This window comes from Microcystis sp. M109S1 (assembly GCF_020247025.1).
Lineage (GTDB): Bacteria > Cyanobacteriota > Cyanobacteriia > Cyanobacteriales > Microcystaceae > Microcystis.
Genome location: NZ_JADBRW010000154.1, coordinates 1 through 10,341, shown reverse-complemented (window position 1 = coordinate 10,341; position 10,341 = coordinate 1). Strand labels below are relative to the sequence as shown.

The 10,341-nt window shown below is 43.5% G+C and carries 9 protein-coding genes and 1 pseudogene; 3 read left to right on the top strand and 7 right to left on the bottom strand.

Annotated elements, in window-relative coordinates:
- From IM322_RS07390 to IM322_RS07365, 6 genes and pseudogenes are all read right to left on the bottom strand, one after another.
- A pseudogene (locus tag IM322_RS07390) lies at positions 1–177 on the bottom strand (RNA-guided endonuclease TnpB family protein); the annotation flags it as partial.
- 328 nt (positions 178–505) lie between these two features.
- Positions 506–724, bottom strand: a complete 219-nt coding sequence (locus IM322_RS07385) for a DUF433 domain-containing protein (RefSeq protein WP_158199526.1) — start codon at positions 722–724, stop codon at positions 506–508.
- Positions 725–1,041: 317 nt separating this feature from the next.
- A complete protein-coding gene (locus IM322_RS07380; RefSeq protein ID WP_287673275.1) occupies positions 1,042–2,730 on the bottom strand; it encodes a SulP family inorganic anion transporter in 1,689 nt (562 codons plus the stop codon).
- 129 nt (positions 2,731–2,859) lie between these two features.
- Entirely contained in the window at positions 2,860–3,543 is a 684-nt protein-coding gene (locus tag IM322_RS07375; RefSeq protein ID WP_287078190.1) for a Mo-dependent nitrogenase C-terminal domain-containing protein, read from the bottom strand.
- A 240-nt stretch (positions 3,544–3,783) separates the two neighbouring features.
- A complete protein-coding gene (locus IM322_RS07370) occupies positions 3,784–5,169 on the bottom strand; it encodes a UDP-glucose dehydrogenase family protein (RefSeq protein ID WP_287673273.1) in 1,386 nt (461 codons plus the stop codon).
- A 45-nt stretch (positions 5,170–5,214) separates the two neighbouring features.
- The gene (locus IM322_RS07365; protein ID WP_286825455.1) at positions 5,215–6,141 is read right to left on the bottom strand and encodes a UDP-glucuronic acid decarboxylase family protein; all 927 of its coding nucleotides are present in this window, start codon (positions 6,139–6,141) and stop codon (positions 5,215–5,217) included.
- Positions 6,142–6,332: 191 nt separating this feature from the next.
- Between IM322_RS07365 and polA the strand changes: the two genes are divergently transcribed.
- The 3 genes from polA to IM322_RS07350 are packed head-to-tail and all read left to right on the top strand — an operon-like array spanning position 6,333 to position 9,738.
- Positions 6,333–9,203, top strand: coding sequence for a DNA polymerase I (polA, locus tag IM322_RS07360; protein WP_287673271.1), 2,871 nt, complete (start codon positions 6,333–6,335; stop codon positions 9,201–9,203).
- Positions 9,204–9,207: 4 nt separating this feature from the next.
- Positions 9,208–9,453, top strand: coding sequence for an NDH complex assembly factor CRR9 (locus tag IM322_RS07355; RefSeq protein WP_286826830.1), 246 nt, complete (start codon positions 9,208–9,210; stop codon positions 9,451–9,453).
- A gap of 36 nt (positions 9,454–9,489) precedes the next feature.
- Complete coding sequence (locus IM322_RS07350; protein ID WP_287673269.1) at positions 9,490–9,738, top strand: heavy-metal-associated domain-containing protein; 249 nt, start codon at positions 9,490–9,492, stop codon at positions 9,736–9,738.
- Positions 9,739–9,996: 258 nt separating this feature from the next.
- On the opposite strand, the gene IM322_RS07345 is transcribed toward IM322_RS07350, so the two are convergent.
- The gene (locus tag IM322_RS07345; RefSeq protein ID WP_287673277.1) at positions 9,997–10,191 is read right to left on the bottom strand and encodes a nucleotidyltransferase domain-containing protein; all 195 of its coding nucleotides are present in this window, start codon (positions 10,189–10,191) and stop codon (positions 9,997–9,999) included.
- Between the last annotated feature and the right edge of the window lie 150 nt (positions 10,192–10,341).

Below are 10,341 nucleotides of genomic sequence, written 5' to 3'. Positions count from 1 at the left end.
TTTGGCGAGAACTGCACAATATTTATTGAGAGAATATTTATCGATTTTGTCTTCTCTCTTGGCATCCATCCAAAGCCTTAAAGCCTTATTACGGATGAATTGTACTGTACGAATAGCCTCATCAATGGCAGAACATTGACTTGGTTTGACCACGGCTTTCATTTCTAAGACAATCATTGTTTATCGACCTCAAACAACTTATTTTATCTTAACCTGTAGAGCATCGGATTGTCAAGATTTTGTAAACACTGAGCTTTTACATTGAGCCTGTCGAAATGTCGTGCTTTGCTGTTTTATACTGGTCGGGGTTTCATCCCGTCGCGCTCAAGCGAGGGTCTTCACCCCGACATTCAAGATAAAAATATCAAATTCTTGTGAAGCTAAACCTAACAGTTGACCATTCTTGATCCCAGTCCATCCCATTTGCGGAACAGTTTTGATATTATAACCTGTAAACTCCCTCATTAATCTTCGGTCAATACATTCATCTAAAAGAAGCCTCATTTCACGCTACCCTATCAATAAGCTCTTTTTCAAATTCTTCAAGTAAGCTAATAACTCGTTCTCTTGTTACCGTTGGAAAACCCTCTAAAAAATCATCAATTGATTCTCCTGCTTTAAGATAATCAAAAAGTGTTTGTATCGGAACTCTAGTACCTGAAAAAACAGGAACACCACTCATAGTTTCAGGAGATACATGGATAAGAGGCGAATATTTAGCCATTTTGATTACCTTCTTAGCTTCTACAGAGTAGATTAACCCAGAGCAATACGTCTTGTCTTCATATTCTAGCCTAGATCCTTGAAAAATGGGTTAAACTGATGCTAAATAGGTTAGGGAAGTGACTTTCAGTTAATGATGCTAAAAATGAACAATAATCTAAAATCAAGCCGATAATGACTAAATGCAACCGACGGAAGCCCAACTTAGACAACTCTATCACCTAATTTCAATAAAGTCCGAAAACTATGCACGGGTAGGTTCTCTATGGGAGGGGATGGAGGCGATTCCATTCTCGACCCCTAATGATTTAGTATCAGTTAACGATGTTTAAAAGCTTCGATCGCCGCCGGCAAAGTATAGTAAATTCTCTCTTGGCTAATTTTATCTAACAAGCGGGAACGTTGCAATTCTAAGTACAGATCGTGTTTAACCCTCGCTAGGGCGAAAACTATACCCTGTCTTGATAATTCCCTTGCTAGTTCCTCGAGAATCTCCACGGCTGTACTATCCAATTCTCCGAGTGCCTCTGTATTCAAGACAAACCATTCTACCGTTTTTGTCTCCCGGGCAATGGCGCTGAGGGCGCGACGTTTAAAGTCGGCCGCATTAGCAAAAAATAAGGGGGCATCGTAACGATAGATAACTAACCCCGGTATTGTTTGCGCTTCCGGCCAATCCTGGATCGCGTGTAAACCCATCACCCCCGGGACTGTACCCAAAACGGCATCATCGGGCCGGGTAATGCGAGCCAATAAATCGATAACCGAGAGACCGATGGCGATGGCAACCCCGCTTAAAATCCCCGTGGTTAGCACCCCCACCATGGTCAGGACAGCGAGATTAAACTCACTATTGCGAAAGCGTTTGAGTCGTTTAGCGCCGGCAATATCCAGCAGTTTACAGGCCGCATAAATCACCAGCGCACCCAAGGCGGCCTTGGGAAAGAGTACCAGTAGCGGACCGAGCAAGAAAATGACCGCCACCACCACCACTGCCACCACTAGGGAGTAAAGCTGACTTTTACTACCCACCGAATCGCCCACCGCGGTGCGACTGGCGCTGCTGCTGATGGGAAATCCCTGACAAAAACCCGCCGCCAGATTCCCCAGTCCCAGGGCTAAAAATTCTTGATTGGCATCGATTTCTTGGTTATGGCGTGCGGCGAAGGCTCTAGCGGTCAAGACGTTATCGGAATAGCCGACGAGGGCAATGCCGACGGCAGCGGTTACTAGAGGTAGTAATTGGGAAAAATCTAGGGTTGGTAAGCCAAAATTGGGCAAAGTATTGTTAATTTTCCCCACTACTGCCACCCCCTCTTGATCGAGATGGAGGGTGGCGACGGCGAGGGTTCCCAGTAAAACCGCCAGCAAGGGACCCGGTGCTTTGGGAAAATATTTTTGGATGACAAATAGAAATAGGAGCAGAAATAGAGCGAGGCTAAGGGTTGGCCAGTGCCATTGGTTTATTCCCCGAAAAAAAGCTAAAATTTCTTTAAAAACCGTATTTTCACGGATTGACAAACCACTAATTTTACCCAGTTGTCCCGCAATCATGATCACCGCCACTCCCGCCATATAACCGATCAGGATCGGTTTGGAGAGTAAATTAGCTAAAAATCCCAAGCGGGCGATATAACCAACTAAACAGATTAAACCGACCATTAGGGCTAAAAAAGCCGCTAAACTGCCGTAATTTTCTCCTTGAAGGCTTACCATAGGTGCGATCGCTGCCGCCGTCATCACTGCCGTGGTCGATTCTGGTCCGAGGGATAGTTGCGATGAGGAGCCGAAAAGGGCGTAAACTAGGGCGGCCGGCACGAGAGTCCACAATCCCACCACTGGCTCGACCCCGGCCAGGTCGCCGTAGGCCATACACTGGGGAATAGCGTAGGCCGCCACGGTGACACCGGCGAGTATATCTCGGCCTAGCCACTGCCATTGATAGGAGCGCAGGTTTTTTAGCCCCGGTAAATCAGGAAAATCGACTCGTCGGGAGTTTTTACTCATAGTTTTTCTCTTAACGGCGATTTAACCTAATTCTAACGAAAGATTTAGCTAGTGAAAAGCCTTGAGGCTGAGATATTTTCTGTCAGCAGGATATTTATACCATGTTAGCCGCAATTTTAATTAAATTGGCTAAATATACTCAGAAATATCTTCTTGACAATCATCGGCTAAGTATGATAAAGCCCGGAAGCGTAAACCGACTAATTGCTCGTAGAGAGGATTTAACTTGCACAGGGGCGGAATATGGACTAATTTATGGCCAAACAGCACGATATCGCGTTCAAAAGGACATTGAGGCGGCACCATTTTGCAGATAAACCGGGCCAAGCGCGGATCGTGCATTTCTAACCCATCTAACCAATCTTTGAGGGGATGAAGCAGATCCGGGTGGGGATGTTCGGCACTGATAAACTCGGATTTCTGCGCTTCCGTGGTAATTTCGGGAATTTCACAGATAGTATGTTCTAAAGCTGACAAGGCCTCGATTTCTAACCCGAAAGCATCCCGATAACTATGCAGTAATTGCGCTTCTGCGGGGGAATAAATGCCATCGGCGATCGCCACCATAACCGCCGTGCGGAGGAAGTTTTCTGATATTCTGGGGTCATGACCGAAACTTGCGGCCAATTCTTCGGGACTAATCGATTGATAGAGAACGTGGTCGTCATCTAATTCTAATTCGTGAGCGAAACGGGCGATCGATTCCTGTTCGCTGGCGCTATAATCGCCATCACACCAGGCAATTGTCAGTAATCCCCGTAACCAGTCCCTAACTTGTTCGTTAGTGTAGCGGTATTGAACAGAGCTAACCATAGGTATTGCTAAAACTGATTTCTAGTTTCTCAATTCAATTCTACCGAGCGCTCCCGGATTCTAGTGGCTCCTGTTCATATCATTTAACCATTGCAACTATCCCCATGGTCAGCTAGGAAGTTTTCGTTTTTCAACTGGCATAATTGGGCAATTTTCGCCCCTAGGAGCAGGGGTAAGGGTTGGTGCTGCTTGTCCCTTCCCCAACCGCGTCAGTCCTGCTGAAAAGGCGGATTCCTGGGATTAACGTCCAATACCGAGGTAACGGAAACCAGCTGCTGTCACCACCGCAGGATCGAGGAAATTGCGACCATCAATTAACACGGGTTCGCGCATGGTTTTAACCATTTTGCCGTAGTCGAGACGGAGGAATTCTTGCCATTCCGTCACCACCACCAAAGCGTCACAACCATCGGCTAATCTTTCTGGATCCGATTCGATAATCACACCGCTTAGACCGTGACTTAAACCACTTTGGGAAACGATCGGATCATAAGCTTTTACCTTAGCACCTAAACGATTTAACTGTTCGATCATGGTTAAAGCCGGAGCATCGCGCATATCATCGGTATCGGGTTTAAAAGTTAATCCTAACAAACCGACGGTTTTACCCTTGAGGATTTTTAATTCCTGTTGCAGTTTTTCGATCGCAATTGTCCGTTGACGTTTGTTAACATTGATAGCGGCGTTAAGTAATTCCGTTTCGTAACCGTAGTCTTCTGCGGTATGGACCAAAGCCGACACATCTTTGGGGAAACAGGAACCCCCCCAACCGATTCCGGCCGAGAGGAATTTGCTGCCGATACGGGAATCTAAACCGATACCTTTAGCCACTTGGGTGACATCGGCCCCCACGCGATCGCAGATATTAGCTACTTCGTTAATAAAGCTAATTTTGGTGGCTAGGAAGGCATTAGCGGCGTATTTAATCATTTCCGCCGAACTGAGATCCGTAACCACCACGGGAACGGGAGGCAAGGAGGGATCGTTAGCGAATTGGCGTTCAACCAAAGGCGCGTACAATTCCTTCATCATTTCAATGGCTTTCGGGTTATTACTGCCTAAAACAATGCGATCGGGGTTAAAAGTATCATAAACTGCCGAACCTTCCCGTAAAAATTCGGGATTGCTGACCACATCAAATTCCGCTTCGATGCGTTCTAGTGTACTAATACCGCCAACCGCAGCCACGAGATTTTTTTGTCTCTCGGCCACTCCATCGAGGACGATCATCCGTACCCAATCCCCAGAACCGATGGGAACGGTCGATTTATTGACGATTACTTTATAACCACCGTTGAGATGGGCCCCAATACCCCGGGCCACCGCTTCCACATAACGAGTGTCACTTTCTCCCGTGGGTAGTGCTGGTGTACCAACAGCGATAAAGAGGATTTCACCGTGTTTAACTCCCGCTTCTAGATCCGTGGAGAATTCCAGATTGCCGGAGGCTGCGGAAGACTGCATTAATTCTGATAACCCCGGTTCATAGATGGGGGATTGTCCCGATTTCATCAATTTGACTTTTTCTTCATTGTTGTCAATACAGATGACATGATGGCCGATATGTGCTAGGCACACCCCGGTGACTAAACCCACATAACCCGTTCCGATAACACAAACACGCATGATAATTACTCCAGTGACAATTAAGTTAAATTTATTGATTAGGGATTAGCTTAGACGAGAACGGAAATCCTCGATCGTCATTTTTAAACCCTGACTTAAAGGAATAGTTGGACTCCAATCCAGATAAGTTTTAGCACGAGTGATATCCGGTTGTCGTTGCTTGGGATCATCTTCCGGCAGTGGTTGATAGACCAATTCGGCCTCGGGATTAATCATGCCTTGGATCACTTGTGCTAATTCCAGAATTGTGTATTCGTCGGGATTGCCTAGATTAACCGGTCCGATAAAATCCCCATTCATCAAACGCATTAACCCTTCCACCAGGTCAGAAACATAGCAAAAACTGCGGGTTTGGGAACCTTGACCATAAACCGTTAGGGGTTCACCGCGCAAAGCTTGCACCACGAAATTACTCACCACTCGACCATCGTTTTCCAGCATTCGCGGGCCGTAGGTGTTGAAAATCCGGGCCACCCGGATATCGACTTTATGCTCCCGATAATACTCGAAAGCCAGGGTTTCCGCCACCCGTTTACCCTCGTCATAACAGGAACGCGGTCCGATGCAGTTGACATTGCCTCGATATTCTTCCGTTTGTGGATGCACATCGGGATCGCCGTAGACTTCCGAGGTAGAAGCGAGCAAAAATCGCGCTTTTACCCGTTTAGCTAGGCCTAGCATATACATAGTCCCTAAAACATTGGTTTTAATCGTTTTGACGGGATTATATTGATAGTGAATTGGGGAAGCAGGACAGGCCAGGTGATAAATCTGATCGACTTCTAAACGGATCGGCTCGGTGATATCGTGACGAATTAGCTCAAAATAAGGATTTCCTAGCCATTTAACGATGTTTCGGCGCACCCCCGTGTAGAAGTTATCCAGACAGATCACTTCATGACCCTGTTCCATCAAGCGATCGATTAGATGGGAACCAATAAAACCCGCACCACCCGTAACTAGGATTCTCATGTAATCGCAAAGTAAACATATAAAATTATTCTTAAAATACCCTTACGCTGGTTTTTTGGCAAATATTTTTTTTTGACGAGGTGTTAAGTATCAGTGATCAGTGATCAGCGATCGCCGATGCCAGGCTAATAGCTGAATAATGGCTCGGTAATCCTTAAAATGGAAATAACACGCAAATTTGAGACTAGATTATGAACAGTGGCGAGCAAAATAAGCTATTTATCCTGATTGATGGGCATTCTTTGGCTTTTCGTGCCTATTATGCCTTTGCTAAGTCTCGTTCTGGCCCTCTGCGTACTTCTACTGGCATTCCCACCAGTGTTTGTTTTGGGTTTTTAAATTCTCTGATGCAGTTACTAGAAACTCAAAAACCCACTTATTTAGCAGTTGCTTTTGATTTAGCAGTCCCTTCTTTTCGCCATGAAGCTGATGTCAATTATAAGGCTAATCGGCAAGAGACTCCCGAAGAATTTCGCCCCGATTTAACTAATCTGCAAAGTCTCTTGGCAGCGATGAATATTCCTATTGTTACTTCCCCGGGTTACGAAGCAGATGATGTTTTAGGAACTTTGGCAAAACAAGCTGGTGATAATGGTTATACAGTCAAGATTTTAACAGGCGATCGAGATTTATTCCAATTGGTAGATGAGGAGAAAAAAACCACGGTTCTCTATCTAGATATTAATGCGGTCAAAAGTACATCGGGACAGGGTTATACAGAATTCAATTCCCAAGCTGTCACGGAAAAGTTAGGGGTGACACCAAAACAGGTAGTAGATTTTAAAGCTCTTTGCGGTGATAAGTCTGATAATATCCCCGGTGTGCGCGGAATTGGCGAAAAAACAGCGATAGATTTATTAAAAAAATACGATAACTTAGACGATATATATACCAATCTGGAATCGATTAAGGGAATGGTAAAAACTAAATTATTAGAGGGAAAACCCGCCGCCGAAAGTTCTCGCTATTTAGCTAAAATTGCCCTTGATGCCCCCGTTAGTCTGGAGGAGGATAAATTTCGTCTCCGAGGTTTTGATCGGCGTTTAGTTAAACCTTTATTGGAAAGATTCGAGTTAAAGAAAATTCTCCAGAAACTCGATCAAATTCAACAGCATCTAGGTGGTACTCCTACCCTAGAATTAACTAGCGATGCTGATTCTAATCAATTGTCTCTGTTTGATTTACCCCCTATTTCTCCACCGGTTCTAATTGCTCCCGACATTATTGATACTATTCCTAAGTTAGATGCTTTACTGGCAAAATTAACAACTTTCACTAATCCACAATTTCCCGTCGCTTGGGACACCGAAACGACGGATTTAAATCCTCGTGTAGCCAAATTAGTCGGCATCGGTTGCTGTTGGGGAAAAGAATTAAATTCTATGGCCTATATTCCCATCGGCCACCAGAGCGGCGATAATTTAAATCTAGAGATAGTCCTCGAAAAATTACGCCCAATTTTAGCGGGTGATAATTATCCGAAAGTCTTCCAGAATGCGAAATTTGATATTGATATTTTTTATCATCAAGGAATTACCGTTAAAGGTCTAGTTTTTGATACTATGGTGGCTAGTTATGTCCTCCATCCCGAACTAACTCATAATCTCGAAGATTTATGCGATCGCTATTTAGACGGTATCACTTCCCTTAGTTATAAAAGTCTCGGTATTCCTACGGGAAAAACCATCGCTGATTTAGATATTGCCACCACTGCCAACTACTGCGGATTAGATGCCTATGCTACCTATTTGCTTCGAGAAAAATTACAGGCAGAATTAACTAAAATTCCCCCTTTGTATCAATTATTCTCTGAAATAGAATCTCCCTTAGTCATGGTGCTGTGGCAGATGGAAAATTATGGTATAAAAATCAATGTCAATTATCTAAAAAACTTATCCCAGCAACTAGAAAGAGACTTGGCAGACATAGAAAAAAAAGCTTATGAATCCATCGGAGAAACCTTTAATCTTGGCTCTCCTAAACAGTTAAGTGAAATCCTCTTTGATCGATTGGCACTCAATCGCAAAAAATCCAGAAAAACTAAAACAGGTTACTCCACCGATCAAAGTGTTTTAGAGAAACTACAAGGCGATCATCCCCTGATTGATTATATCCTTGAACATCGCACCTTATCCAAATTAAAATCAACCTATGTGGATGCTTTACCGAAATTAGCCGAACCAAAAACCGCAAGAGTACATACAGATTTTAATCAAACCATTACCAGCACCGGACGCTTATCATCCTCCAATCCTAACCTACAAAATATCCCCATTCGCAGTGAATTTTCCAGACGAATTCGTCAAGCTTTTATCCCCGAAGATGGTTACTTATTAGTATCAGCGGACTACTCACAAATCGAGTTAAGAATTCTCGCTCATCTCAGTCAAGAACCAGTTTTATTAGAAGCGTATCGTAGTAATCAAGATGTTCATAAAGTCACCGCTCAATTGCTCTTTGATAAAAGGGAAATTACCCCCGAAGAACGCAGTTTAGGAAAAACAATTAACTTCGGGGTTATTTACGGCATGGGAGCGCAAAAATTCGCCCGTGAATCGAAATTAACCGTAGAACAGGGCAGAAAATTTATTGAAAAATATCATCAACGTTATGCCCAAGTATTTGAGTATTTAGAAAATAGCAAAAAACAAGCAATTGCTCAGGGATATGTAGAAACAATTTTGGGCAGAAGACGTTATTTTAACTTCGATAATCCCCTCTTAAAAAGACTGCGAGGACTACCCTTGCATGACATCGATTTAGATAGCCTCAAACTCAACAACGAGGAGGCACAATTATTAAGATCGGCTGCTAATGCGCCCATTCAGGGTTCCAGTGCTGATATTATTAAAGTAGCAATGGTAAAATTGGCCGAGGTGCTGCAAAATTATCGAGCGAGATTACTGCTGCAAGTCCATGATGAATTAGTCTTGGAAGTACCAAGAGAAGAATGGCCATCCCTAGAGTCAAAAATCAAGACGACTATGGAGGAAGCTGTCTCCTTGACGATCCCTCTCTTGGTAGAAATTAAAGCTGGTGACAATTGGATGGAAACCAAATAAAACTATGATCGAAAACAGACAATTTTTAACCCCAGAAGAATCCGCAGATGTGGACGCTGCCCTCTTGACTGCTCCCGAAAAATTCCTGACTCGTTTAACGATTTCTTCCCTACGCTTACTAAAAATAATCGCCGAAGATACGGGAGTAACCCTAGAAGAATTAACCCATAAACAGGTCATCCAATGGCTAGAAAAAGATAGTAAACTGCGTCGGGAACAGGGGATCGAAGCGGCAGTGCTGAAATGGTAAATAAACTCTTAAAAAATCAGCTATCCCTGACAATTTATGCTAGTTTTTAGCTATAAACTTACTGGAGTTACAACAATGACAATTACCCTAAAAGTACCTAGTATTGCCTGTGAAGGTTGTGCTAATACCATTACTAAAGCGATTAACAATCAGCAACCGGCAGCCCAAATATCGGTGGATGTAGCCAATAAAATAGTCACGGTAGAAACCACCGCATCCCCCGCAGAAATTGCTCAATGGATCAGCGAAGTCGGCCATACTGTTGAGTCTGGAAGTGAGGGTTGACATCCTCCCCCCTTAAAAATATACCTCTGGTAAAAATCAAGAGTAGTTCTATTTTTGTGTTGATCAGATTAGTTTGACTCCCAAGCTTTCTAGTTGTTGGTTTATCCAAGCGGTTGCCGTTTCTTCGTCGGTTTCTATTTCTAATAGTTGTTTGGATTTTTGCTTTAAAAGCACTCTTAGAGTAAGGGTGCGATCGCTTTTAAAAGTTCTGTTAATTTATTTTTCCATCGGTATAGCGCAAAATACGCCTGATAGAATTTACAATGAGGCATAGATAATCTGTGCTGATTCCAAAATGTTTTTACATCTTAGCCAGTTATCACTCCGTTTGAGCGCTGCTTTCACAATTAAATCTACTTTTCGATTGAAAATTGCTTGCAGTTCATCGCGCATTTGTAGGGTTTCGGTTAAACCTCGTTTAGCAGTTGGGGAAAAGGTAATTAAAATATCAATATCACTATCTGGGCTCTTCTAGGTTCTGTGTGAGCATGGTATAATAGTAACACAGAACAGGAGGTGGGTTATGTGGATAAATTTTGAGCAACTCCTCGATTTACCAAATGTAACAGTGGTCAATTATCAAAAAATTGAGCAGACAATTTT